The organism is Algoriphagus halophilus (assembly GCF_900129785.1).
Lineage (GTDB): Bacteria > Bacteroidota > Bacteroidia > Cytophagales > Cyclobacteriaceae > Algoriphagus > Algoriphagus halophilus.
Genome location: NZ_FSRC01000001.1, coordinates 2,573,741 through 2,600,138 on the forward strand (window position 1 = coordinate 2,573,741; position 26,398 = coordinate 2,600,138).

Sequence of the window (26,398 nt, forward strand, 5' to 3'; positions counted from 1 at the left end):
GTTGGTTATTTTATTCACAACTTTCCAAATTCATTCAATGAGAGGTATGAAAAGATCAATCGATAAACTCCAAATTGATACTACCACCGGAACTTCTCATGGAAAGTAGAGGTCCCCCTCCATTCATTTTTCCAACAATCAGGTCTTTTTTCACTTCTCCATCAAAATTGGAAAATCTTGAATTGACTCTCCCACCTCGCAAATCCAGGTTCAAACCCAATCCAGCTGGTACCATGGCAGTGATACTTCCACCTGAAGTTTGAAAAGACAGGTCTTCATCTACCCCAAGCAATTTTGCACGAATCGAACCGCCACTGGTATTCGCATCAATGCTCCCCGAAATATCTTCCAACGTCACACTGCCCCCAGAAGTATTGATTTCAAGATCTCCCTCCAGACCATTGATTTTTACAGATCCCCCGCTGGTTTGAACATCCACCATTCCATCAAATCCAGTTAATGAAAAGGATCCTCCAGAACTTTGGGAAGTGACTTTACCACTTGCATCTGCAATACGAATACTACCTCCACTGGTCTCGATCTTATGTTCTCCGGAAACATTTTCTAATGAAATAGATCCTCCACTTGATTGAAAGTAAGAGGACATCTCGGTAGGCACCTGTACCTTGAAGGAAAGGTTTAGATTGTTTCGATTATTCCAGCCTGAATTATTCTTTTTCTTTACTTTAAGGGAAATCGTATTGCCACTCTTTGATATATCCAATTGATAATTTTCGAGCAATGCTTCAATTTCAGGATCTTTGGAACCATACTCTCGCCCATTTCTTTTAACATACATTTCTACAATCACCTGGTTTCCAGGCATACCTATTACAGCCACGCTAGCACCAGAAGTTTCTACGTCTAATTCACCCTTTCCACTAAGGGTAAATTCTTTTGTTAAATAAGGGTCAGCAATGGAGCTGGCTATTAATTCCTGAACTGAAGCAAAGAACAGACAGAAGGATAGATAAAACAGAGAATAGAATGAGGTTTTCATGGTAGTTTAAATTATCAAACACCCTACTCATTCTACTTTTGTGCCAGCAAAAACCCCTTTAAAATGGCTTTTTGGGCATATTTTCAATAGAACTACCAGAATTTCTCGGACAATTTCGTTCGATTTCGGGCAAAGATCATATAATTTTCTGAGTTCAGAGATCTAAAAAAATCACATCAATTTCATTTCAAAAAATTATAGTTGGCTCTATGGTAGTTCTCGATTACCACCCCAATCGTTTTTGCACCAATTCATCAATTTGCTTGAAAAGTAGTTTTGGGTGCTTTGTCCTCCAGGAGACATCATCCAATTTACCCCCCATGACAAAGAATTGATCGATTCCAAACCTGCTCATCTCTTCCATCACTTGGGGCCGTAAATTCAAGGCCGCAATCCAACCTTCTTCCAGTTCATCTTGCCATTCCTCATAATAATCTACGGAATCCAAATCGGAATGAAAATTAAAGACATTTTCACCCACGAGGATAAATTTATTGATTCCCTCACTGATCATCAGTTCAATCACATCTCTCTTCAAAGTCATGATATCATTATTTAAGAGATCATTCCATTCTCCCAATAATTCAATAACCGCAAATCCATGCGTGTAATCAGCAAAAAGAACCTTCAGATAAAGGGTCTCACTCCCAAAATTATCCCATTGAGGATGGATGAGGTAATTATATATTTGATCTGTGAAGTAAACCTCACTGTTTTCATAGCCAAAAAATGGAGACTTCGGGTCTTCTGCGGAAATGTATATATTCCTCCAATTGTAATGGGGTTCTAAAGTATGCATAAGTCAAGTCCAATTGAACAAACTAGAACAAAACAAAGGAGGAATTGCTCTAAAATAAAGGGCCAGGTCAAATCCTTACCTCACTTGCATCCACTTTTTACTTTCCTTGTTGACAAAAGTGATGGGTACAAACTTGTCTGTGGGAGCTCCAATGTAATAGACGGTCCAATTGGGGTCATGGTTGGCCAGCATGTCTGAAATACAATCTGCCCGATGCCCCTGGGGATTGGCACAATCTTCCCAATAAAAAAGCTCGACTTTATAATGCAGGGATTTTACTTCGTTGTTGATGATTACCTGGATTTCTATGTCCTGTTTTCCAGGAAATGTCGGAATTGGAATGGCGATATGGCTCATGGCTCTAGGGGTTTAAGTGTGTACTAATAGATGCATTTATTTTTAGGTTGTTTATTCTCATTCAATCTATATTTCCAGCAGATCAAGGTTTTCCTATAATTACTGACCTGACATGAGGTGTTTCATGCCCATCCCTGCTGATCTAAATTCTTGGAACTTTTCACTTTGTTTCGATTCTTGATCCTTAATACTCGGTAATTTCAACTCCGTACTATATCACTCGCTCTTCAAACTATTCACAGGGTTCATCATCGCTGCTTTGATGGCTTGGAAGCTAATGGTAACTAAGGCCACGATCACGGCCAACACCCCCGCAACCAAGAAAACCCACCAATGTAAAGGCACTTTGTAAGCAAAGCCTTCCAACCATTTATTCATGGCAAACCATGCCAAAGGTGTGGCAACCAAAATGGCAATCAGCACCAGCTTGATGAAATCTTTTGAAAGCAATCCCACGATACTTCCCACGTCTGCACCCAATACTTTTCGGATTCCGATTTCTTTGGTTCGTTGCTCCGCCGTATAGGTGGCCAATCCCAGCAACCCCAAACAGGCAATCATAATTGCCAAGACTGAAAAAGTGGTAAAGATCTGTCTGAAGCGGAAATCCGATTCATACTGGCTGTTAAAATCCTCATCCAAAAAGCTGTAGATGAATGGACGGTGAGGAGCCAGTTCCTTCCATACATTTTCAATTTCTGACAAGGTTACTGGAAGATTTTCTGTGTTGAGTTTGAGACTCATATAGCGACTGGCATATGCCTCAAAAGGCAAAGTCAGAGGTTCTACGGTATTATGTAAGGAAATGTAATTGAAATCTTTCACGACCCCGATGACTTCTCCTGCTCTTCCCCACTGATCAAACTTTTTCCCAACAATATCTGCTGGATTGGAATAGCCATATTGTCTGGCTGCCGCCTCATTCACTACCAAAGCCGATGTAGAATCTGAGGGATAATCTCTGCTGTAGGATCTTCCAGCTACTAATTCCAGATCAAAATGATCAATAAAATCCAATCCGACCTGAAATATGGCCTGCCCTTGCATCACCATTTCACCTTCTGGATTCTCGATGGTGGTTCCGGCATTTGGGAAATGACTTCCAGGTACGCTACGGGAAAAAGCCACTGAAGCAATGTTTGGATTGTTCTCCAATTCATTTTCCAAAGCAGAGGATACGTTGTTTACTTGCTCATCGTAATTGTAATCCACAATTAACATTTGCTCCTTATCAAATCCCATATCCTTATCCAATAAATGACTCATTTGATTGTAGACGATAATGGTCCCGGCAATCAATGCAATAGAAAGGCTAAACTGAAAAACCACCAGGCCTTTTCTCAAATTGGCTCCTTTGGCATCGGATTTATTGATGCCCTTCAGGATCGATACCGGTCTAAAACTAGATAAAACCAAAGCCGGATAGGAACCAGCAAGAAGTCCGACCACTAGTACAATGCCCAAAAAGAATGGAATGGTCTGCCAATTCAATATGCTATTGAGCATCAGTTCTTTTCCTGTCAGCTGGTTCATCAATGGCATGGCCAAGGAAACGAAAATTACTGCTACGATAGCAGACAAGATTACAATAACCAATGACTCTCCGAGAAATTGGAATATCAAACTGTTTTTATCTGCTCCGATGGATTTACGGATCCCAACCTCTTTGGCACGCTCCATGGATCTGGCGGTAGAAAGGTTCATGAAATTGATGATAGCAATACCGAGGATAAATAATCCAATCACAGAAAACACATAAATATTCGTCAAGGAAGCTGTTTCGCCAGGTTGACGCTGCACCTCAGAATTGAGGTACACATCTTTCAAAGGCTCAATTCCAATAGTGTAATTAGGCCCATTTTCTTCGCTTGCCCTCCGAGCTATAAATTCCGGAAGCTTGGCCTCAAACGCTTGCTGGTCAAACTGATCATTTACTAAAAAATAAGTATAGGTATCCACATAGCCCCAAGCATCAAAGACAGTTGGTCGGGATTGATGAAAAGTGCTTAAAGAAAGCAGGGTATTAAATTTCAAGTGGGAATTAGAAGGTAAGTCTTTCATGACTCCAGTGACCGTGTAATCACCGGGATTTGCTCTACCTGCCACATCCGATCCTTTCAGCGTTTTACCCAAGGCTTCTTGGTCTCCAAAATATTTCTTTGCGGTGGACTCTGAAAGCACTATGCTATAGGGTGCCACCAAGGCTTTTTGAGGATCTCCCTCTACTAGTTCCCAAGAAAACACATCAAATACCGTAGAGTCCATGAAAACTATTCCTTCCTCTTGTTGAGTCTGATCTCCAATGGTAAACAGAATATCTGCCTTACCTGAAAATCTGACCACTTTTTCTATTTCTGGAAAATCCAGTTCTAAAGCTGGCCCCACGGGTGCATTTCCCCAAACCCAATAATTTTCCCTGGAATTACTCTCAGCTTGTTCATCCTCAGAAAAATATCCGTGGACCACTCTATATATCCGATCCCCTTTCTCATTAAATTGATCATAGGAAAGTTCATCCTGAACAAACATAAATATGAGCACGCAACAAGCCATTCCGATACCCAAACCCAGAATATTGATAAAAGAGTACACCTTCTTTTTAAGGAGATTTCTATAGGCGATTTTCAGATAATTCTTAAACATATATTTCTAATTTTTTAAGCTATTTGGATTAACACCAATGCTCTTTTTACATTTCACTTTTCATACTTTCCCACTTCCTCTTTGGTACCTCTGACTTCGTCTTTCGTATTTACCACTTCATACTTCTCATTTCTCATTTCGTTCTTCCCATTTCTCACTCATCCTTCAAACTCTTCACCGGGTTTGCCTGGATACTTTTATAGGTCTGGAAGAAGATAGTCAATGCTGCCAATCCCAAACAGGTACCAACCGCCAGTGTGATCACCCAAATGCTGATACCAGTCTTGTAGGCAAATTCCTCCAGCCATTGATTCATGAAATAAATAGCAAGCGGAATGGCCAATGCAACAGAAATTAGAACTAATCGAAGATAGGATGCAGACAGCATGACAAAGATTTCTGCCATGGAAGCACCAAAAACTTTTCGGATTCCAATTTCTTTGGTTCTCAAATGAGTGGTATAGGCCGTTAACCCAAACAGTCCCAAACAGGCAATCAAAATGGACATGAAAGTCAATACTTTTAGTAAATCAGCCATTTTCATTTCAGACTGATAAACTTTTGCAAAATCCTGATCCATAAAGGAATAATTCAAAGGAATCCTTGGCTCATAAACATCCCAACCAGCTTCCAATTCCTTGAGGACAGATTCCACCTGATTCCCCGCAACTCTTACTGTGATGTAATCTCTCAGGTAATAATCATGCATGTATTCGATGACCAGAGGTTTGATCTCATTTCTGTAGGTTTCGAAATTGAAATCCTTGACCAATCCTACCACTTCTAAGGAAGCCTCATCATTTTCCCCTTCGTTTTTCACCAGAATCTGTCCAATCGGATCATTAGAGATGCCCAAGTATTCGGCAGCTTTTTCATTGATGATGATTTTCCCGGCATCGGTGCCTGGCGTTTGTGCAAAGTTTCTCCCCTTCAATAATTCGAAATGATAGGTAGTCAGATAATCTGCATCTGCTTCATACCAATTCATTCCTTGATTTTCTTTGGAATTAATGGAGTTAAAAGAGCGCATTTGATATTGACCAGTCATCGGAATTCCTGTTGAAAAGCTCATGGATTCGATTTGGCCACTGGAGGCAAATCTCCCCTTGAAATCCTCACGTTGTTCATTTCGTATTTCCCCATCATTATGAATGATGACCAGTTGCTCTTTATCGAAACCTGGGTTGGAGTTTTGAATAAAGCTCATCTGACGCTGTACCAGAAGGGTACAAATAATCAGGGTCAAGGAAGTAGCGAACTGAAAAACCACCAAGGCATTTCTGAAGGAATGGGCATTCTTCCCAGCGGATAATTGCTTCTTAATGATCAACAAAGGCTTGAAGGAAGAAAGGTAAAAGGCTGGGTAAGCTCCAGAGATCAAAGTCAATCCAATCAAGAGCAATGGAATCATTGCCAGGATCCACGGATTTGTAAATAAATTAAACTGAAGATTTTTACCTGAAAGTTGGTTGAACAGTCCATTTGACAACTGAACTACCACCAGTGAAAGTATCACTGAAATCAGAACCAAGATGAATGCTTCAGTCAGAAACTGGTAAATCAATTGGGATTTCGCCGATCCCATTACTTTCCTTACCCCTACTTCCATAGATCGAAGCCCCGCTTTGGCAGTGGCCAAATTCATAAAATTGATGCAGGCCAAAAGCAGCACAAAAACAGCTACCAATGAAAAAATATACACATAGCTTTCATAGCCATTCGCCTCCAACTCTCTCAATAAATGAGATTTCAAGTGGATATCCTGAATGGGCATCAATTGAAGATTGTAATCCGATCCCTCTCCTTCCTTATTAAAAGCAGGAATGGCATAGTTCGAAACGATTTGATCCAGTTTCGACTTTACGGCTTCACTACTACCATGTTCAATTTTCAGATAGGTATTTAAGATTGGCCAGGTCCAAGAGTCCATTAAGAAAATCTCTTGATGCATTCCCGGTTCGTATACCAACATATCAAAATGTAAATGGGATTGAGCAGGTATATCTTGGATCACAGCAGCAATTTCCCGAGGTGTAGGGTCATTACTTCCGATCAACAATACCTTTCCAAGGACTTCCTGAGGTGAAATATCTCCAAAATACTTCTTTGCGAAAGCTTCTGTTATAACAATATAATTCGGCTGGGATAATGCCTTTTCCTTACTTCCTGCCGCCAAAGGCATATCAAAAACCTGAAAGAAATTTGGCTCGGCATAAAATACATTCTCTTCACGGAATACCTGATCCCTATTGGCTCCTGATCCTGGCTGTATGGTAAAGTCATTCCATTTCAGTATTCGGGTCACCGCATTTACTTCCGGAATGTCAGAAGCTATTCTTGGCCCCAAAGCGGGTGGAGCAGTGGCATAGCTCGCTGTTTTAAAGTTCCCCCATTGCGCATTCACCCTATAGACGGATGATGATTCAGGAAGGTATTGATCATAACTTAACTCATCCTGGATAAAAAGTGTAATCATCAAAAAACCACTGATCCCTAGCGTCAAACCAAAGACATTCAATCCAGTATACAGTCTGTTTTTCTTTAATACTCTCCAGGCAATTTTTAAGTAGTTTTTTAACATAGTCAAATCAAAATAGAATGAAAGGGGTACAACATTTCCTATTTCATCTCATTCTTTAATCCCAGTTTTGTGCCATAGAAAAAAGCCCAAAACAGCATTGTTTTGGGCTTTTTTAGCGGATTCTTAGTGAGCAAGCGAACAATTTCGTCCGCTCGTGGTCAAATCATAAAATCACTATTCATCCGATAAACTATCCACCGGATTCGCCAAGGCGGACCTGATGGCTTTGGATCCTACTGTTAAACCTGTAATCAACAGCGAACAAATCATGACCACCACAAAGAGTCCTGTTGAAAATGGAATTTTAAAGGCAAAATTTTCCAGCCATCGCTCCATCATCCAATAAGCAATTGGAACTGCTATAAAAAAGGCTAAAAGAACCATTAAGAAATACTCTCTTGTCAATAAGAATGTAATCTGGGAAACGGAAGCTCCCAACACTTTGCGAATACCGATCTCCTTTACTTTTTGGCTGATCATAAAAGAAACCAGTCCATAAAGGCCTATGCCGGAAATCAGGATGGAGATGGCAGCAAAAATCTTGAATAGTAAAGCTAATTTCTGCTCACTTTCATAGAATTCCTGAATGGATTCATCCAAGAAATACCCATGATAGATTTGCTCAGGATAGGTTTTTTCAAAGGACTGCTCCAAATCAGCAATGCTTGCCAAGGATGCGTTTTGGTCCAATTTCAACCCCACAACATGGTAAAAATCCTTCTTCGGAGCAATGACCAGCTGTCTGATTTCATCGCGCAGGGAGTTAACGGTAAAATCTTTGATCACTCCAGTAATGGTGGCCCACTCTCTCATAATGCCCAGCCTAAACTGCTTGCCGATCGCATCATTTGGATCTTCAATCAGTAAGCGCTTGGCCATGGTTTCATTAATTACAACCTCCCGAATGGTGTCGCTAGCCTGATAGGGACCTCCAGCTACGAATTCAATCCCATAGGTTTCAAAATACTTTTCATCCCCAAACTTTGCAAAAGCAGGAAAAGGCACGTCTTCTGACTTTCCGTCAAAATAAAAATTAAACAGGCTATTATTATCAGAAGCTGGAACATCCGAAGCCAAGCTTGCGGAGACTACGCTTGGATTGCTAAGTAATTCCTGCTTGAAATATTCAATTCTCCGTTCATCCTCTGAATCAAATGGCACTTCAATGTAATAGACATGATCCTTGGTGAAACCCAAGTCTGCATCCTGAACCATGTTCATTTGTTGAATGGCAATGATCGTGCTGATCATCAGGATCTGTGCGATGGTGAATTGGACTACTACCAAAGCTTTCCTAATCGATACTCCTCCCACCTGACTTTGGTGGAATTTGCTTTTCAGCGCATGAATGGGCTTAAATTTAGAAATCACCAAGGCGGGATAAAACCCGGAAAGTAAAGTCAAAGCTACTATCAAAATTCCGATGAATATCAGGACGACAGGTTGGAAGAAATCCATCTTCTCAGGAACATCGGCGATCAGGCTTAAAAAAGGAAGTAATAAGGTGGCTCCCATCACACCTATCAAAGCTGCAATCAACACAGACAGAAAAGTTTCTCCAAATGATTGAAAAATTATCTGGGCTTTGGAACTTCCCATGACTTTTCTTACCCCAATTTCTTTCCCTTTACCAATGGCACGGGAAGTGGCCAAGTTCACAAAATTAATGGAAGCCATAACCAGAATAAACAATCCGATGATCACCAAGGTGTTGACGGTGGACAATCGGGTCACACTGCCGCTGATGCTTCCATATTGTTGGTCAAAGTGAATGTCTTTGTAAGGCTGTAAGATCAAAGACTTTTCTGAATTCCCTCTCCCCTCAAAATTCTTCTTGGTAAAACCATCCAAAGCGGCTTGAGCACTCGCGACATCTGTATGCTCTGCCAAGCTCACATACAATTGATTATCGCTTCCCAAACTGCCCCAGGACTCTAAATCATGATCAAAAATCCTTGGATTGGATCTCACTGTCTGGTAGGAAACCAGCATGTCAAAAAACATATTGCTATTATCCGGAATATCTTCCACGATCCCTCCAACAGTTAATTTCAAGCCGCTGGAAAAATCTAAGGTTTTGTTTTCAGCCAATTCCCAGTTGTCAAAAAACTTGGCTGCTGTCGTTTTAGTAAGGATTATTTTATTGGGTTCTGAAAGGCTTTGGATGTTGCCCGAAGCAAATTCCAGATCAAAAAGATCCGCAAAATCCGGAGTGGTATAGAAGGTATAGTCAATTTCATATTTGTCAGGAATCCCAACTTCAGTTGCATCTTTATAGATATTCACTTGGGTGTTGTAGGCAGATTTTACTGGCACCACTTCTCCAAAAGGCAAGTTGTCTGCAGCGATGGCATCTGGTACAGGGTTATTGACCCCGGGATTGTAATCGTATCCATCCGGGTATTTGTCCTTAGAAACGACGCGATAAATTTCATTGTAATGACTTTGAAACTTATCAAAACTCATTTCATATTGTACTACCATAAAAAGTAAAAGGGATGCAGTAATCCCTATGGCTAAACCAAGAATATTGATTACACCTGCCCATTTGCTTCGGACCAGATTTCTCCAAGCAACTTTCAAATAATTTGTAAACATGTTGGCAATTGTTTTGGTATTTCTAATTCTCAAGATTGAAAATCCCAACTAGCTATTCCAGTTTAATGCCAAAGCTAAACTGCTTTAAAAAGCCCGAATAGCTATTTTTATGAAATCCCTATTCAAAAGTAACGGACAATTTTGTTCGATAATGGGCGATTTCGGGAAGCAGAAGTAGTAAATAGTCACAGAGTGGGCAGTCGGAGTCTCAGAAGGAAATGGTCAAAGTTACCAGTCCTTCAATTGTCATTCCCACACCTCGCTTCGCCGCATTCCGTATATCGTATTCCGTATAGCTTATATCTTACTTTATAAATTCATTCTACTACATCACCTTCGATCTCTGAAAACTAAACAGAAGATAAAAAAGCGAGGGTAAAATAAACAAGCTTCCTATCAATAGTGCCCAAGCCAGGGTTTCAATTGGTTTTCCAACTGCTGCAGAATTGAATACTGAAAGGTTTTCTCCGGATTGGGTAATGATGATATCCGGAAAATAATGGTATCCAAAAGCAATCAATATCGCACTGACTATAAAACCACTAAGGGCTCTGCTTGATTTTCTGTTTCCCTTTTCAATCTGAAACCAAAGAAAGACCAATGCAAGGGTGGCAAGTAGGAGTATTGAAAGTGTCAAGGGTTCTTGTACCAAGAGACTGACCAATGCAATTCCTTCAACTTCAGCTGCCAAAAAGACCAATCCACCTGCCAGGACAATCGCCACCATAAACATCCGTGATCTCTTCAAGAGGAATGGTTTCAAGGTAAATTCCTCTGTTTCACCTACCAGGTAAACAGCTGCCAAGAACCCACAAATTGCCACTGTAAATACACCGATAGAAAGGCTAAAGAAATTGAACCAGGGGTGGATAAAGGAATCGTAAAAATTCACTGCATTCGGGTTGATGTTTCCGCTGACGGTTGCTCCAAATATCAAACCCAAAAACAAGGGAGTGACAAAGCTGGAATAGGTGAAAACCAAATTGTAAATCCGCTGCATATCATCCTTCACCGCATCGTAATGCCTAAAGACAAATGCAGTTCCCCTTCCAATGATTCCTATCAGCATGAGCACCAAAGGAATATGTAAGTGCACGGAAAGCATGGTATAAATAGCCGGAAACCCCACAAAAAGGATCACAATCGTAATAATCAACCACATGTGATTGGCCTCCCAAATCGGTCCGATAGTCTGATAGGTAATTCTTCTGACCTGATCCCGAATCTTTGCCGGAGAGGTCATTTCCACGATCCCAGCACCAAAATCAGCTCCTCCCATCAGAATATATAACAAGATGGACAACCCCAGAAAAACAATGACCACGTAAAGCATGCTTTCGAATTTAAGAGTTAGAAATGACTGACTTGGAACTCATTTCACCTGAACCTTTCAGGGAGCTAGGTACTGCTTTGATCTGTCGGATCAGCAAGAAGGTAACTACGAGAGCGAGGGAAACATAAATCGCTGTGAACAAATAAAAGGAATACGCAATCCCGGGGATTGGGCTTACGGCATCTTCTGTCCTCAGAATTTCATAAATAATCCAAGGCTGTCTTCCTACTTCCGTCACGGTCCAGCCGGCTTCTACTGCGATAAATCCAAGCGGGGTAGCCAAAGCAAACAACCTGAGAAACCAATCCTTCTTCATCCATTCCTTCTTTTTCCAATTGGAAAAGAAAAATAACAGTCCCAGGCCCATCAACACCATACCCAAGCCTACCATAATTTGAAAAGCAAAGTGTGTCACCAGGACGGGAGGGTGATTTTCTTCTGGAAATTGATCCAAACCAATTACCTCTGATTCAAAATCTCCATGAGCCAAAAAGCTCAAAGCTCCCGGAATTTTCAAAGCATAATTTACTTCCTTAGCTTCCTCATCAGGAATCCCACCAATTATCAAAGAAGCCCCTTTTTCAGTTTCAAAATGAGCTTCCATTGCCGCCAATTTTGCAGGTTGTCTGACCGCAATATCCTTGGCCGATATATCGCCAGAAATAGGCTGAAGCAAGGCAGCAATCCCTCCAAAAACCAAAGCAATGCGGAAGGCTTTTCGATGGAATTCAATGTTTTTCTCTTTCAACATCATGTAGGCATGAATACCTGCTACTGCAAACCCAGTTGCTGTAAACGCAGCCAAGGTCATATGTAAGGACTGAGAAAACCAAGCATCATTAAACAAGGCCTGTATGGGATCAATATTCAGGTATTCACCATTGACAAAATCAAAGCCTGTAGGGCTATTCATCCAACCATTGGCAGCCACCACCAGTATACCAGAGGCCAGACCACTAATTCCTACCACCACACCGGTAAACCAATGAAACCATGGTTTGAATTTACCCCAACCGTATAGAAAGAATCCCAATGCGATGGCTTCAATAAAAAATGCCGTTCCCTCCAAAGAAAACGGCATTCCAAAGATCGGTCCGGCATGCAACATAAACTTTGGCCAAAGCAACCCCAGTTCAAAGGAAAGCATGGTTCCTGATACTGCACCAGTCACAAAAAATATGGCCACTCCTTTGCTCCAAGCCTTGGTTAAATCTTTGTACAAAGGATTTCCAGTCTTCAGATATTGATAATGAGATGTGGCCATAAAAAAGGGCATCACCATACCAATACAGGCAAAAATAATGTGAAACCCGAGCGAAAGCGCCATTTGGGAGCGTGCTGCGAAAAGGTCCTCCATGTAACTTCTATGTTTAATGACCAGCTTTTTCAGCTAATCAATCACGTGAAACTTCTTACCAAACTGACACACAAATTGAGGGATTAGTTCACCTTTTTCAAACTATTTTTTCAAGAGCTCTTGGGCTCCCCTTGAGTTTGACCAAAACACTAAACCATCTACGAAAAACGCACCTTCTAAAAGTCAATTTGGTGTTTTTTATCACCATGCCAATCAATTAGTTAAGTGATTTTTTAACAAAAATCAGTAGCTTAATAACAAAAAACCAGTTTTATGTACGTCAAACGGTATTATAGTTTTTGGATGACAGTTCGCTGGTCCAAGTTTTCTTTGATTTATGGCATACTCTATTCCTTTATCATCATTGTCCTATATGAAATTACTTCCATTCCATTTTCACTCCCTTGGGAACCCATCTCAGTAATCGGTGTCGCTGTTGCTTTCTTTTTAGGATTTAAAAACAACAGTTCCTATGACCGAACTTGGGAAGCAAGAAAAATTTGGGGAGCCATTGTGAACGAAAGCAGAACCTTCGCCACGGCAATCCTAAGTTTACCAAATCCCGATATGCCTTTGGAGGAGAAGAAAAAGTTCATCTATCGACATTTGGCCTGGCTGATGGCTTTGAAGCATGCAATGCGTCAGGAAAAAACATGGGAACACAACCTTCCCGTCAACAAATTGAATTTCATTCCTGGATTTATCAAGGAATATTACGACGGTATTTTTACTGAAATAGATAGGTACCTTTCTGAAGAAGAATTGAATCAACTCAAAAGCCATTCAAACATTCCCTCACATATCTTAAAGAACCAAAGTAATGAGATTTCAAAATTAAAAGAACAAGGGTTTTTAAGTGATTACAAGCAAGTCAGGCTCCATGAGCTAATCGGAAATCTATACACCCATCAGGGGATGTCAGAACGCATCAAAAACTTTCCGTTCCCTAGGCAATATGCCTCCACGGGGCTTTGGATCACCTATATTTTCTGCGCATTGATACCTTTTGGCTTATTGGATATTTTTGAACAATCCAGGGCACTTCACTATTGGCTGACCATTCCTTTTTCTGCCATTATCATTTGGATCTTCTTTTTGGTGGACAGGATCGGTGATTATTCTGAAAACCCCTTCGAAGGAGGTTACAATGATGTGCCAATTTCTTCAGTGGCCAGGGCCATAGAAATTGATCTTTTGGAAATGATCGGAGATGAAAATATCCCTGCACCTTATGAAACTGAAAATGGTTTCTTGATGTAATGGAAACCCAGTCATAGATAGAACAAAAAAACCACCAAAAAATTGGTGGTTTTTAAATTGGTATATAATTGAGTTTAACGTTTTCTAATGCTGCTGGAACCAGACACTTTGATGTCTCCCATACGAGGTGAGCCTGAGTATACAATATCTCCTGAACCAGAAGAACGAACTGATATTTCACCCAAATCACCGACATAGGTGTCTCCGGATCCTGATTTTTTTACTTCCAATTCTTCGAATGTCACCTCTTCTGCTTCAAAATCACCGGAACCGGACTGACTGATTACAGCTCCTCCTATTGCACCTCTATCAATTTGGATTTTTGCAGATCCAGAGATGGATGCATCTAGTTCGTCCGCTCTCAAAGATTGCATGATGATGTCCCCAGAACCAGAAAGAGCCAACATAAAATCTTCGGCTACCACATCAGATTTTACATGAATCTCTCCTGATCCAGAACATCTTAAACCCTCGAGGCTTTTATATGTCACATAAAATTTCAATTTCACTCGGTTATAGCTTCCCTTTACTAAGCCCAACTTCAGTTCATTCCCTTCTATTTCAGTTCTAACCTTACTTAGGTCTACACCACTGGCTTCAATCCGAACTTCCTCCTTATTCCCTTCCTCCAAAATCACTTCCCAACTACCTCCGGAATGCACTTCTGTAAAATGACCAAGAGATCTTGTTTCTGTCTGCTGGGCTTGTGCACAAGAAACTAGGATAAAAGCTGAAATGGCAAAGGCCAACAATTTTGAATAGATTTTCATTGTAATGATAGTTTTGTTGATTTGATTTATTCAATGGAGTTTCTAAATAAAAAACATGGATAGCATCACGTGCTATGAATAAGATGCAGTAAGTGCTTTGAAGGTTGCATGCTGTTATCAGGGTTACTAGTATATTTTTTCATCCTATTATTCTGGGTGGAAGAAATCATACAAAAACGGCCGCCTAAGCACTTTTAATAAAGAATCAAATCCAATGGGATAGCTAGTGCATGAACATTCTTCTACCTGCCATATTCCAGATCTTCTCCATTTTATATCCTCTCTATTCACCAGTATTGTGCCATAAAAAAAACCTGCTCTAATGTCAATAAAACTCGGTTTTGAGAGCTAGTGGACTAAATATTCGGACACTGTTGACCAAATTCGAACAATCAAAAAATTCCTTCCCCTGAATGTTTTACTAAATTCTAAAACTGGTAGTCAAGTAAAAAAGTATTCAGAATGAGATCGTAACTAATTCTCGTTTTTCTCTTCCTTCTTTCTGGCTTTTTCTTGCTTCTTATAATACCCCCTGAAAAGAAAATTTGATTTCATCGCCTCCATATTCTCATTTAATTTGTAAGTACTGGATTCAAGATTTTGAAGGGTTTGATCCACTTGTTGTCGAAACAAGGAATCCTGTAAAATCAACCCGGCAGTTCCTTTGCCTTCCTGGATATTATGGAGTAATAAATTGACGCTCTTCATCATTTCCTCCGCTTCTTTACTAGTATTTTGAAGCTGGATCAAGGTTTCCTCGAAATTAGAACTCATACTACTGTCGGTAAATAACTGATTGACCAGGCCATCTCCTTTTTCAAAAGAGGTGATCATATTCCTACCCGATTCAGTGATTTCGACCGCATTCGAACCAGCATCTCTAAATTTACGAATCGCAGTATTCAAGTCGTTCACTAATTCTGGTTCTGACAACAAGTCCCATAGTGCTTTGCTTTGATTCAATCTTTCTGTGATCACAGAAAGATTTCTTAAGGTACTTTCTAAATAATTCCCGGTGGAATTAAGTGTTTGAAGCATTTCATCCGTATCAATCTGAGGCAATGAATACAATATATCTCCGGGTTCCAAGAGGGGGGCATCTGCCTCCATTTGATTAATATGAAGTATTTTATTTCCCATCAAGCCATCGGTATTGATCGTAGTCTTCGAATTTTTCTTGATATAGGGCTGCATGGATTTATGAATCAGGAGTTCCACATGAATGATAGAATCATTTTTCATATCAATCCCACTCACCGTTCCAATATCCATTCCTTTGAAGCGCACATTATTACCAGGAAGAAGCCCATTGACATCTTTCATCTCTGCGATCACTTTGATAGAGGAACCAAAAATATTCTGATTTTTACCTATTAAATACAGGGAAAAAACCAGAAATATCAGGCTAGCTAATACTAGTACTCCCAGTTTTGCATTTTCTATTTTCCGTTCTTTTTTCATCCTATCGAAAGAATTCACTGACTTTTGGATCAGTGCTTTTCATTAAATTTTCATACGTATCCGTCTCATAATTCCTTCCCTCTATCAAAGCAATTACCCGATTAGAAGTCATTTTTATACAGTTCATGTCATGAGAAATGATCACTGATGAAGCTTTGTATTTTTCTTGAATAGAAATCATCAGCTCACTGATTTCTCTACCTGTAATGGGGTCTAATCCTGTAGTAGGCTCATCATACAATATCACTTGTGGTTTCAAAATCAGCGTTCTTGCCAAAGCGATTCGCTTTCTCATTCCCCCAGACAATTCTGCCGGCATCATATTGACCGTGTGGGAAAGCCCAACATCTTCCAGAGCCTCCATCACTGCATCTTCAGCTTTGTTTTCACGTTCTTCTAAAGTCCAATGCCTCCTCAATGGAAACTCCAGGTTTTCCCGGACGGTCATGGAATCATACAATGCATTACTTTGAAAAAGAAAACCTACATCTTTTCGGAGTAAATCCATTTCATCCTCATCCAATTCACTGATATCCTGATCTAACACCTTAATTTCACCAAAGTCCGGCTCCAAGAGTTTGATGATACATTTGATCAAAACGGACTTCCCAGATCCTGACTTTCCAAGAATAACCAAGTTTTCCCCTCGGCCTAATTCCATAGAGAAGTCCTTGAGCACTTGATTACTACCAAATGACTTATTGAGTTTTGAAACTTTAATGATATGATCCTTCTGTTCCATTTCTTAAGTCAGTCCTAATAGATCAGTAATCTGAACAGCAATCAAATCCAAAATAAAAACCATTAAAGACGCGACGATCACGGCGGTGGTAGCCGACCTCCCTACTCCCTCTGTGCCTTTTTGAGAATTATAGCCTTTATAGCATCCAACTATACCTATCGCAAAACCAAAGAAAAATGTCTTGATCAATGAAGGGATAAAATCCCCAAAAGTAAGAGCATCAAAAGCTTGAAACCAGTAAAGGGACCAACTTACAGAACCTTTCAAATTCACCCCTAAATACCCTCCATAAAGAGAAATAGCAATAGCCAAAATGGATAAAATGGGAACCATCAACGTAGAAGCCATCACCCTGGTGACCACCAAGTATTTAAATGGATTGGTTCCTGACACTTCCATTGCATCAATTTGTTCTGTCACGCGCATGGACCCCAGCTCAGCACCTATTCCAGATCCTATTTTACCGGCACATATTAATGCCGTGATAACCGGTGAAATTTCACGAACCAAGGATACCGAAACCATAGACGGCAAGAGGGAGGCTGCTCCAAACTCGACCAAAGTAGGTCTAGATTGGATTGTCAATACCAGCCCCATGATAAAAGCAGTGATGCTTACCAAGGTGAAGGTCTTATAGCCAATCCAGAAACATTGATTGATAAATTCCTCATATTCCTGCTTTGGTTTGACGATCTGTTTGAAAAACCTTCCGGTAAACCTAGCTATTTCTCCTACTTCTTTGAAAAAAGGTGTATTGATTACATCCAAAACCCAAGGCGTTATTTTTATACTATAATTTCAGAAAAGTATTTATTAAAGATGACGAGAAATAATTCCTAAATAACTGATTTATATCAGCTTTACTTGAAGAAAAAAGTTTATTACTTCGGTAATTTCTCCAATCCTCTTTCAAAAAAATTAGAGAATATCACCTACTGAATTTCTGAATTATTGAATAAAAAAATGGCCCACCTGAATTTACAGGTGAGCCGATATCATGTTAGAAACAGGAGCTTTATTATTCGTTTTTAATGCTTTTCACGGGGTTTGCTAAAGCAGCCTTCAGGGATTGCATCATCACGGTTCCTGCTGCAATCAGTCCTGCAATCAATCCCGCCCAAAGAAAGACGGTCCAGCTAATGCCAATCTTATAAGCAAAATCTTCCAACCAGCTGTCCATTCCAAACCAGGAAATTGGAACCGCTATCAAGAATCCAATCAATACCAGTTTCATAAAATCTTTGCCAAGTAATATCAGAATATTGCTGGTTTCAGCTCCCATCACTTTTCTAATTCCTATTTCCCGAGTTCTTTGTTCCGTGGCAAAGGTGGTTAATCCAAGCAATCCCAATACGGAAATCAAAACAGCTAAAGCAGAGAAAAAGGTAAAAATTGTTTTCACTCGTTGCTCGGCTTCATACTGCCTGTTAAATCCTTCGTCCACAAAACGTGGCTCAAAAGGGAATCCAGGGTTCAAATCAGCCCATTCAGATTTGAGGTAAGCCAAAGTTTCCTCTCTTCTGGAAGCATCTATTTTGATACTCACCTGGTTTGACCGATCCTGAGTAATCATAAATACAATCGGCACAATCGGCTGATGCAAGGATTCGAAATGGAAGTTCTTCATCACTCCAGTAACAAAGCCATTTCTTCCTCCATAATTAAATTTCTTTCCAATTGCCTCTTCTGGAGTTGCCCATCCAATATCACGAATAGCTACCTCATTGAGGATAAAGGCTTCGGTGGAATCACTGGCCATTTGAAAATCAAAATCTCTTCCCGCCACCATCGGAATTCCATAGGTTTTAATAAACTCGTGACCTACGTGGATATCTGCGATTCTTACATCCAACTGGGACATTTCACCATTCACTTCGGCAGTTCCATCCTGCGAGTCCAAAAGTCTTCCCGATGGCACTCTACTGGAAATGGTTACAGCAGAAATCCCTGGATTATTAACCAATCGATCTTTAATAATCTGGTAGTTTTCCACTATTCTAGGGTTTGCAGGCAAAACCACAATATCATCTTTTTTGAAGCCCAGGTCTTTGGATTGCATAAAATCCAATTGCCGCACTACGACAATGACGGCTACAATCAAAATTACTGATATAGCAAATTGACCCACTACCAAAACGGATCTGAAATTCTCATGTCCCTTTCCCGCTTTAAAAGTTCCTTTCAGCACCTTTGAAGGAGAAAATCCCGATAGAAATAAAGCGGGGTAACTTCCTGCCAATAACCCAACTCCAATAGCCAAGCCAACTAAAATCAGAAAATATTCAGGATGTTCAATAAAATTAAGGCTTAGCTGTTTTTGCGTGAAATCTGAAAAAAGAGGAAGGAATATATAGACCAGAATGACCGCGATGATCAAGGAAATAAAGGTCATCACAAAGGATTCCCCCATAAACTGGTTGACTAACCTACTTCGATCTGCTCCCATCACTTTTCTCAATCCTACTTCCATGGATCTCAATGAGGATCTGGCTGTAGATAGGTTCATAAAGTTGATACAAGCAATCAGTAGGATGAACAATGCTACTGCAAAGTACACATACACGTAATCGATATTTCCATTGGCTTCTATCTCGGAATCCAGATTGGAATATAAATGGATATCCTCAATGGGCCACAAATGCAATTCAGTCACTTTGGACATGGGTACCCCCGCTTGTGCTTCTCCCATGTTCCGATCAATCAAAGCTGGTAATTGGGCTTCCAAAGCTTGGTAATCATACCCCTCTTTCAACAAGACATAGGTGGAGAAATTATTCCCCCCAAAATTTTGCATAAATGCCTCCAAGCCTCCATAAAATTGGATTACGGGGTTCATAGTAGCAATGAAGTCCGGATGCATATGGGTATTATCTGGGATATTTTCAAAAACTCCTCTGACCTGGAATGTCAAGGTCATTCCCTGAATTTCACCAATTAATTCCTGACCTATAGCCGAGGAATTCCCAAAATACTTCTTGGCCATATCCTCTGAAATCAACACGCCATCTCCTGACTCCAACCCAGCTTTAGGGTCACCATCAATCATGTTCCATGAAAACACATCAAATACTTCGGGATCAGCAAAGAAAAAATCATCTTCCATAAAGGAATTCTCTCCAGACCGAATCAACAATCCATTATTCGTCAGTCGAACTACTTCCTCCACCTGATCACCAAAATCAGACTTGATCAATGGACCAAAGGGAGCAGCCACATGCCCTAAGTGTAAACTCACATCTCCATCTGCATTGTACCAATTTCTGGATACCCTAAAAATCCTATCTGAGTTGCTATGATAAGTATCGTAGCTCAATTCATGCTGTACAAACAAAAAAATCAGAATACTGACCGCCATCCCGATAGAAAGCCCTAGAATATTGATAAAGACATATAAGGGGTTTTTCTTGGCGTTTCTAAAAACAATTTTGAAGTAGTTTTTAAACATGGTCGAGCGGGTTATTTTGAAAAAAAAAGTTTGACTTGAGCTGATTAGCCTCAAGTCAAACTCTAATGGAATTTTTATTTTCTAATGATTCTGGCCGATCCAGAACTTCCTATAGATTGGCTGGTCGGATTTCCTTTGATATATACATTTCCAGAGCCAGAAGCGCCTACTTTTAAATCTCCTGTAACTCCTATTGAAGTAGCTCCAGAGCCGGATTTTCCAATTTTCACATCTCCGGCCATCAAATCCAAGGCATCAAAGGAACCAGATCCGGATTGACCAATATTGGCATTTTCACAAGAGCCTCCCTCAATAATTACTTTTCCTGATCCACTCATACCTACAAACAAGGATCTTGCTTCAAGTTGTTGCATCTTAATATCTCCTGAACCAGAAGTTCCGATTGCAAATGATCTGGATGAAATATCAGATTCAATTTCCATATGACCTGATCCACTTAATCCAACAGATTCCAATTCACGGACTGTTACATATGCAGTAAAGTTCACATTGTTATGTCTGCCTTTCTCCAATTTAATTTCCAGCGATCCATCTTCTACTTCTGTGATGACTTGGCTTAGATCAAAGCCTTTAGAAACCAATTTCACCTCGTCTTTATCTCCGATTGTGATATATACATCCCAAGACCCTGAAGAAGTCACTTTTGTAAAGTCACCTGGCGTTCTAGTTTCTGTTTGTGCCTGGGCAGTTGCACCCATCAAAAAAAGCATGAACACGAAGGCGGATATAGTTGAAAGTTTCATAGCGTTTTTAGTTTAGTTGGTTGTCATCACTAATTCAGAGACTGTGCCAACCGACAAAAAGCCCTTTTAGAGCCCTGAAAGGGTCAACTGAAGAATAAACTTGTCCGAACAACCTTGATTTTGACCGCAAGCGAACAAAAGAAACATAAGGTATCGAAGGTAGATAGGAAAGGATTTGGAATTAAGTTAGAATAATCCCAAATCCTGAATTCTCCTACTCACTTTTTAAATAGTCTACTGGATTTGAAGCGGCGGTCTTAAAACTTTGATAACTGACAGTAAGCCAAGCGATAAGAATGGACAGCATTCCCGCACCAAAAATCAGGACCCAACCTATGGAGGTCCTAAAAGCGAAATTTTGAAGCCAATACTGATCCATCACATAGTAGGCCAAGGGCCCTGCAATGACAAAAGCAATCAAAACTAAAACGGTAAAATCCTTACTCAGCAAAGTGACCAAATGAGGCATTGTTGCTCCCATGGCCTTGCGGATACTAATTTCCTTTGATCGCTGCTCGGTGGTATAAGCTGCCAACCCGAAAAGCCCCAAGCAGGCAATACTGATCGCCAGGACTGTAAATACCAAAATGATATTACCCATATTCTTTTCTGATCGATAAAGGGAATCAAAATTTGAATCCACAAAAGAGTATTCAAAAGCAGCTCCATTAGCATATTTTGACCAAAGCTCTTCAATTAAATTTATCCGATCAGTAATATCACCAGGATTTAGTCGGATAGCCATTTCCTGATAATAATCAGGTGCAATCCCCATAATCAATGGTTCTATTTTTAGCTTGAGATTATCATAATTAAAATCCTTAATCACCCCGATTACTTCCCTTTCTTCGTTGGTATCTGCATCAAAATACCCAGAGATTTTTTGCGTTCCGTCCAACTCTGTCCAACCTATCTGTTTGAATGCACTTTCATTAACTATCAAGGCTGAGCTGTCAGTTGGAAAATCTTCAGAAAAAAACCTTCCTTGCACCATCTCATACCCCATTGCATCCAGGTGATCCTGGTCCACCCAATTCATCGTAAAGAGATAATCTTGCTCGGTATCGACCGCCCGGTACACAGAGGTCCAATCTATTTTCGGAGGCAAATTATTAGCGAAGGAGGCTGCAACAAAGCCAGTATTCGACAATAGGTCCTGCTTGAAAGCTTCAGCATTATTTCCCAAAGCCCGGGTATGAAGCAAATTGATCACATTTTCTTTGTCAAAACCTAAATTGACTTCCTGCATATAGGTCAGCTGCTTATACACCACCAAACTACTGATGATTAGGCAAATAGAAACAATGAACTGAAAAATAACCAAGCCATTTCTAAAGCCAGATCGTTTGGTTCCTTTTCTTACTTTTCCCTTGAGCACTTCCGAAGGAGAAAAGGATGTCAAGTAAAAGGCAGGATAGGAACCAGCCAAGAGTCCCACGAAAAAAAGAAAGGCAAAAAAACCTAGGAGTAAAATTGGATCAAGAAAAACCATCCAACTCAAATTTTTACCTGAAAGGGCATTGAATGGCTGCAATGCTACCAAAATAAAAATCAAAGCCACAAAGCCAGAAATAAAACTGTAAATCATGGATTCAGAAAGAAACTGGCCAACTAGTGAAGTTCGACCTGCGCCGATGGATTTCCTTACTCCTACCTCCTTCGCACGATTAGCTGATTTGGCCGTGGCAAGATTCATGAAATTGATGCAGGCTATCAGAATGATAAAAATGGAGATAGCCCCAAATATGTATAGGTATTGGATGTTGCCCGGCGTAGTCGGTTCTTCGGAAAGCTCAGAGTACAAATGGATATCCTCTACAGGCATAAAGCCATACCCAACATTATTTCCTTGGGCTCTTAGCTCATCCATGGAAAAACCAAGATACTGTTCAATCTCAGGTCCAAAATATTTTTCAATAAATCCATCCAGAGCGGTCTGTACATTACTCAGGTCTACCTCAGGATAAGTCCTGAAATACGTATATAGATTGTTACTGGACCAACTCTCGTTTTTCATGTATTCCCAGCTTTCTCCTGAGATGATCATATCATACGTGAGATGGGAATTTGATGGAGGATTACTGATCACTCCTGTAATTTCAGAAGCAGTTTTGTCTGAACCACGTAAAAGCACCTTCCCTATTGGGTCTTCATCTCCAAAGTATTTTCTCGCATTATCTTCGGTAATTACAATTTTATTTGGACCATCCAAAACTGTGGCTGGATCTCCCTGTAGCAGCTCAAATCCAAAAAAATCGAAGAAGTTTTTCTCAACCACCAGAATATTTCCCTCTGTGAAAGTGAGTTCTTCATATTGGATTGGAACTGACTCCCATTGCCCTACCCTAAGGGTGCTTTCAACTTCAGGAATTTCTTCGGCCATAGCAGGCCCAATAGGTGCCCCTGTCATGGCCATGTTAAATTCATTACCGTTAAGCTTTCCGGTAAAATCAACTCGGTAAAGCCTTTCACTTTGTGGATGAAACTGGTCATAACTCAATTCGTCCGCTACAAAAACAACAATCAGTATACTGGCGGCAATCCCTAGACTAAGGCCCAGGATATTGATAGATGCATACACTTTGTTTTTCTGCAGCGTGCGAAAGACAATTTTCAAATAATTCTTCAGCATGGTAGGTTGGTTTAGTAGTCAAAACAGGAAATAAAAAAGCTTCCTACTTTACAAGATGACACTAAAGCCAAAAAGGTTGCATCTGAAGGACTTTATTATGAAGAAAAAGGCAGGAATTAAACGCTAACCTTCAAGTCCTTATTCGCTTTTCAGACTTTTTACCGGATTGACTATAGCAGCTGAAATTGCTTGATAGCTTACAGTAATTAAAGCCACTCCCAAGGTCAAAAGCCCTGCTACCAAAAACACAGAAAGTCCCAAGTCTATTTTGAAAGCAAAAGAATCCAGCCAACCGTCCATGGCAAACCAAGCCACTGGAACAGCAATTAAAAAGGCAATCCCTACCAGCTTGGCAAAGTTGATTGACAAAAGGAACACAATGCTGCCCACGGAAGCCCCAAGTACCTTTCGAACGCCAATCTCTTTCGTACGGAGAAATGCCGTATAGGCTGCTAATCCAAATAAGCCAATACAGGCAATTAGAATTGCCAAAATGGAAAACACTCCTAAAATTTTGCTGGAGGTCTGCTCATTTTTATATAGTTCCGCCAAGCCATTGTCCAAGAAATAATAGGAAAGAGGAAGGCCGTCGGATAGGCTTGCCCATTTTTCTTCTACTGCTCCCAACACTTCATTTTGACGGTTATTCTCAAATCTGATTGCAAGGGTATTGGTGAAACCAGCTGGATTTTTGGTATTGAAGATTGCCAATGGTGTCACCACTGTGTGTAGGGATTCAAAATTAAAATCCTCGACCACTCCCACCACTGTTAACTCGGATGTAATATTTTCTCCATTGATGTTATTCGTAGTCATCAAGTGTTGCCCTAAGGGATTTTCATCTCCAAAAAACACTTTTACAGCGGACTTATTTAAAATCAAAGAAAGTGAATCATTGAAATCTTCATCAAACACCCTTCCTTCTAAGGCTTCTATTTTTAAAGTACTGAAGAAATCAGCTTCGGCAGAAAAACCTTTGGTGGTCAACACATCTCCTCCACCAGGCTTGGTAAATTGAACACCAAATGTACCTTTTCCTGGCATGGTGCTAGTCTTCCCTGCAGATATCACTCCCGGTAAATTCTCTATCTCCTGCTTTAAAGCATGATGATTGTCTTGATTGCCAAAACGCTGTAAAACCAATACATTTTCTTTATTAAAGCCCAAACTGGTGGATTGGATGAACTGTATCTGATCATTGATGATCAAGGTACCTGAAATCAATACAATGGCAATTCCGAATTGAAATACCACCAACCCATTTCTGAGCCAATTGCCTTTACCCGTCTGCAGTTTTCCCTTGAGAATGCTGATCGTATTGAATTTTGAAATCTGGAATGCAGGATAATACCCTGCCAATAAGCCTACAATCACCCCGAAAATCAATAATAATGGAATGGAGGATACCATGGCTGCAAAATCAAATACCAAGGATTTCTGGGCCAGATTATTGAAAAATGGAACGGCAAAGCTGACCAAAACGATTCCAATCATCAAACTGACTATGGTAAGTAATACTGCTTCCAATAAGAACTGAGTGATGATTTGCTTTCTTGCTGAACCCATCGCTTTTCTCACACCTACTTCCTTAGCACGATCGGCGGATCTGGCAGTAGCCAAGTTGATGAAATTGATACAGGCTAAAACCAGAATAAATGCAGCTATGGAAATAAAAATATATACGTATAAATAATTGCCATTTGCCTTGATTTCTCCCTCCAGATTGGAGTGCAAGTGAATATCTTTTAGCGGCTGGAGGAAATAACGATAGCCATTCCCTGCTGCTGTATAATCCGCATAACTGATCCCTAAATTCCGCTCAATTTGCCCCGAAGCATATTTGGTCACTAATCCAGGAATTGCATCTTCCACGGATTTAGCCGATACATTTGGATCCAATTTTATATAGGTATGTGCAGAAAAGGAGGTATAATTATCCTGATCTATAAAAGGAAAGGAAGTACTGGAAACCAAGTAATCAAATTTCATATGGGAATTTTCCGGAATATCTTCCATGACTCCTGTAATCTCATATTCAGTTTGTCCTTGCTTGATGGTTTTACCCAAGGCAGACCCTCCTTTAAATATTTTCATGGAAACCGAATTGGAAATCACCACAGTATTGGGCTCCGCCAATGCAGTCTCCTTATCCCCTTCTAATAACACAAAATCAAAAACATTGAAAAAATTAGAATCCACAGCTGCCACGTAATCTTCTTCATAAGGAGTGTCTTCATAGGTAATTACATTCCCTGCACCAAAATTAAAAATCCGGATAGCATCCGATACTCCTTTTACTTCCTCTTGAATTACCTCTGCAAAACTATGGGGAATGATGGAATAAAAATTTACATGATCTGGGTAGATCCGTTCCAATGCGACGCGGTGTATTTGGGCATAGTCTGGAACAAATTTATCATAGGAAAGCTCATCTTTGACATGCAGCATGATCAACATGCAGCAAAGAAAACCTAGGGTCAGACCCATCACATTAATGATGGAATAAACCTTGTTTTTAAAGAGATTTCTGAGGGCAATCTTAATATAATTTTTAAACATAGCTCTGGGGTTTAGGGCGTTTAAATAGGCATTTCTACGTTAAGTCCATTTTATATTCTTTTTAATATATCCTACATCTTATATCATAAATCCTACA

17 protein-coding genes are annotated in these 26,398 nt (G+C 40.2%); 1 reads left to right on the forward strand and 16 read right to left on the reverse strand.

Annotated features, from left to right (window positions below):
* Positions 1-55 precede the first annotated feature (55 nt).
* From BUR11_RS10770 to BUR11_RS10805, 8 genes are all read right to left on the reverse strand, one after another.
* On the reverse strand, positions 56-1,000 hold the full coding sequence (locus tag BUR11_RS10770; protein ID WP_074224815.1) for a DUF4097 family beta strand repeat-containing protein: 945 nt from the start codon (positions 998-1,000) through the stop codon (positions 56-58).
* 223 nt (positions 1,001-1,223) lie between these two features.
* The gene (locus BUR11_RS10775) at positions 1,224-1,799 is read right to left on the reverse strand and encodes a hypothetical protein (RefSeq protein ID WP_074224816.1); all 576 of its coding nucleotides are present in this window, start codon (positions 1,797-1,799) and stop codon (positions 1,224-1,226) included.
* A 75-nt stretch (positions 1,800-1,874) separates the two neighbouring features.
* Positions 1,875-2,156, reverse strand: a complete 282-nt coding sequence (locus tag BUR11_RS10780) for a hypothetical protein (protein ID WP_074224817.1) — start codon at positions 2,154-2,156, stop codon at positions 1,875-1,877.
* A gap of 216 nt (positions 2,157-2,372) precedes the next feature.
* Positions 2,373-4,799: an ABC transporter permease gene (locus BUR11_RS10785; protein WP_074224818.1), complete on the reverse strand. Its 2,427-nt coding sequence runs from the start codon at positions 4,797-4,799 to the stop codon at positions 2,373-2,375.
* 154 nt (positions 4,800-4,953) lie between these two features.
* Positions 4,954-7,380 (reverse strand): ABC transporter permease, encoded by a 2,427-nt coding sequence (locus BUR11_RS10790; RefSeq protein ID WP_074224819.1) that lies wholly within the window; start codon positions 7,378-7,380, stop codon positions 4,954-4,956.
* 174 nt (positions 7,381-7,554) lie between these two features.
* Entirely contained in the window at positions 7,555-9,978 is a 2,424-nt protein-coding gene (locus BUR11_RS10795) for an ABC transporter permease (RefSeq protein WP_074225215.1), read from the reverse strand.
* Between the two features lie 325 nt (positions 9,979-10,303).
* Complete coding sequence (locus tag BUR11_RS10800; protein WP_074224820.1) at positions 10,304-11,311, reverse strand: cytochrome d ubiquinol oxidase subunit II; 1,008 nt, start codon at positions 11,309-11,311, stop codon at positions 10,304-10,306.
* A 10-nt stretch (positions 11,312-11,321) separates the two neighbouring features.
* Positions 11,322-12,668 (reverse strand): cytochrome ubiquinol oxidase subunit I, encoded by a 1,347-nt coding sequence (locus tag BUR11_RS10805; RefSeq protein WP_074224821.1) that lies wholly within the window; start codon positions 12,666-12,668, stop codon positions 11,322-11,324.
* Between the two features lie 273 nt (positions 12,669-12,941).
* Between BUR11_RS10805 and BUR11_RS10810 the strand changes: the two genes are divergently transcribed.
* Positions 12,942-13,928 (forward strand): bestrophin family protein, encoded by a 987-nt coding sequence (locus BUR11_RS10810; RefSeq protein ID WP_074224822.1) that lies wholly within the window; start codon positions 12,942-12,944, stop codon positions 13,926-13,928.
* A gap of 74 nt (positions 13,929-14,002) precedes the next feature.
* On the opposite strand, the gene BUR11_RS10815 is transcribed toward BUR11_RS10810, so the two are convergent.
* From BUR11_RS10815 to BUR11_RS10850, 8 genes are all read right to left on the reverse strand, one after another.
* A complete protein-coding gene (locus tag BUR11_RS10815) occupies positions 14,003-14,698 on the reverse strand; it encodes a head GIN domain-containing protein (protein ID WP_074224823.1) in 696 nt (231 codons plus the stop codon).
* 474 nt (positions 14,699-15,172) lie between these two features.
* On the reverse strand, positions 15,173-16,159 hold the full coding sequence (locus BUR11_RS10820; protein ID WP_074224824.1) for an MlaD family protein: 987 nt from the start codon (positions 16,157-16,159) through the stop codon (positions 15,173-15,175).
* Between the two features lies 1 nt (position 16,160).
* Positions 16,161-16,901 carry an ABC transporter ATP-binding protein gene (locus tag BUR11_RS10825; RefSeq protein WP_074224825.1) on the reverse strand — a complete coding sequence of 247 codons (741 nt, stop codon included), beginning with the start codon at positions 16,899-16,901 and terminating at the stop codon, positions 16,161-16,163.
* Between the two features lie 3 nt (positions 16,902-16,904).
* Positions 16,905-17,669 (reverse strand): MlaE family ABC transporter permease, encoded by a 765-nt coding sequence (locus BUR11_RS10830; protein WP_200800389.1) that lies wholly within the window; start codon positions 17,667-17,669, stop codon positions 16,905-16,907.
* Between the two features lie 250 nt (positions 17,670-17,919).
* The gene (locus tag BUR11_RS10835) at positions 17,920-20,346 is read right to left on the reverse strand and encodes an ABC transporter permease (RefSeq protein ID WP_074224827.1); all 2,427 of its coding nucleotides are present in this window, start codon (positions 20,344-20,346) and stop codon (positions 17,920-17,922) included.
* Positions 20,347-20,420: 74 nt separating this feature from the next.
* Entirely contained in the window at positions 20,421-21,110 is a 690-nt protein-coding gene (locus BUR11_RS10840) for a head GIN domain-containing protein (protein ID WP_084560930.1), read from the reverse strand.
* Positions 21,111-21,324: 214 nt separating this feature from the next.
* Positions 21,325-23,742 carry an ABC transporter permease gene (locus BUR11_RS10845; protein WP_074224829.1) on the reverse strand — a complete coding sequence of 806 codons (2,418 nt, stop codon included), beginning with the start codon at positions 23,740-23,742 and terminating at the stop codon, positions 21,325-21,327.
* 138 nt (positions 23,743-23,880) lie between these two features.
* Positions 23,881-26,301, reverse strand: a complete 2,421-nt coding sequence (locus BUR11_RS10850; RefSeq protein ID WP_074224830.1) for an ABC transporter permease — start codon at positions 26,299-26,301, stop codon at positions 23,881-23,883.
* Positions 26,302-26,398 lie beyond the last annotated feature (97 nt).

Excerpts from the sequence above, each read along its gene's own strand:
- BUR11_RS10795 (WP_074225215.1), bottom strand. The coding sequence starts at position 9,978 with ATGTTTACAAATTATTTGAAAGTTGCTTGGAGAAATCTGGTCCGAAGC.
- BUR11_RS10805 (WP_074224821.1), bottom strand. The coding sequence starts at position 12,668 with ATGGAGGACCTTTTCGCAGCACGCTCCCAAATGGCGCTTTCGCTCGGG.
- BUR11_RS10785 (WP_074224818.1), bottom strand. The coding sequence starts at position 4,799 with ATGTTTAAGAATTATCTGAAAATCGCCTATAGAAATCTCCTTAAAAAG.
- BUR11_RS10790 (WP_074224819.1), bottom strand. The coding sequence starts at position 7,380 with ATGTTAAAAAACTACTTAAAAATTGCCTGGAGAGTATTAAAGAAAAAC.
- BUR11_RS10810 (WP_074224822.1), top strand. The coding sequence starts at position 12,942 with ATGTACGTCAAACGGTATTATAGTTTTTGGATGACAGTTCGCTGGTCC.
- BUR11_RS10800 (WP_074224820.1), bottom strand. The coding sequence starts at position 11,311 with ATGCTTTACGTGGTCATTGTTTTTCTGGGGTTGTCCATCTTGTTATAT.
- BUR11_RS10780 (WP_074224817.1), bottom strand. The coding sequence starts at position 2,156 with ATGAGCCATATCGCCATTCCAATTCCGACATTTCCTGGAAAACAGGAC.
- BUR11_RS10770 (WP_074224815.1), bottom strand. The coding sequence starts at position 1,000 with ATGAAAACCTCATTCTATTCTCTGTTTTATCTATCCTTCTGTCTGTTC.
- BUR11_RS10775 (WP_074224816.1), bottom strand. The coding sequence starts at position 1,799 with ATGCATACTTTAGAACCCCATTACAATTGGAGGAATATATACATTTCC.
- BUR11_RS10825 (WP_074224825.1), bottom strand. The coding sequence starts at position 16,901 with ATGGAACAGAAGGATCATATCATTAAAGTTTCAAAACTCAATAAGTCA.
- BUR11_RS10845 (WP_074224829.1), bottom strand. The coding sequence starts at position 23,742 with ATGCTGAAGAATTATTTGAAAATTGTCTTTCGCACGCTGCAGAAAAAC.
- BUR11_RS10850 (WP_074224830.1), bottom strand. The coding sequence starts at position 26,301 with ATGTTTAAAAATTATATTAAGATTGCCCTCAGAAATCTCTTTAAAAAC.
- BUR11_RS10815 (WP_074224823.1), bottom strand. The coding sequence starts at position 14,698 with ATGAAAATCTATTCAAAATTGTTGGCCTTTGCCATTTCAGCTTTTATC.
- BUR11_RS10820 (WP_074224824.1), bottom strand. The coding sequence starts at position 16,159 with ATGAAAAAAGAACGGAAAATAGAAAATGCAAAACTGGGAGTACTAGTA.
- BUR11_RS10835 (WP_074224827.1), bottom strand. The coding sequence starts at position 20,346 with ATGTTTAAAAACTACTTCAAAATTGTTTTTAGAAACGCCAAGAAAAAC.
- BUR11_RS10840 (WP_084560930.1), bottom strand. The coding sequence starts at position 21,110 with ATGAAACTTTCAACTATATCCGCCTTCGTGTTCATGCTTTTTTTGATG.